Origin of the sequence: Pseudomonas sp. VA159-2 (genome assembly GCF_024126635.1) — a bacterium.
Classification (GTDB): domain Bacteria; phylum Pseudomonadota; class Gammaproteobacteria; order Pseudomonadales; family Pseudomonadaceae; genus Aquipseudomonas; species Aquipseudomonas muyukensis.
This window is the reverse complement of record NZ_JAMYBV010000108.1, coordinates 1-248: the sequence shown is the minus strand read 5'-3', so window position 1 is coordinate 248 and position 248 is coordinate 1. Positions and strand designations below refer to the sequence as shown.

Sequence of the window (248 nt, the reverse complement as noted above, 5' to 3'; positions counted from 1 at the left end):
TGATGGCTTCCTTGCCGTCGAAGGCGAGGACCTGGAAGTCGTGCTCCAGGCCGTCGATGTGCAGGCTGAAATGGGTCTGATTCGCGGCGGCAAACATCCCTGTCCTCCTTTTTTCAAATCACAACGAGGCCGAGGCCCGCCGCGTTGAACGCGGCAGGCGACGGAGGGGTCCAGGCTTAGCCTGCGACCGGCGCGCGCCAGTCGTCGGAACCGGAAGTACCGGACACTTCGTGGGTCCAGGTGATCTT

The 248-nt window shown here is 62.9% G+C and carries 1 pseudogene; it reads right to left on the bottom strand.

Annotated elements, in window-relative coordinates:
- Nucleotides 1-176: 176 nt before the first annotated feature.
- Nucleotides 177-248 (bottom strand): annotated as a pseudogene (locus NJG22_RS24520) (type VI secretion system tube protein Hcp); the annotation flags it as partial.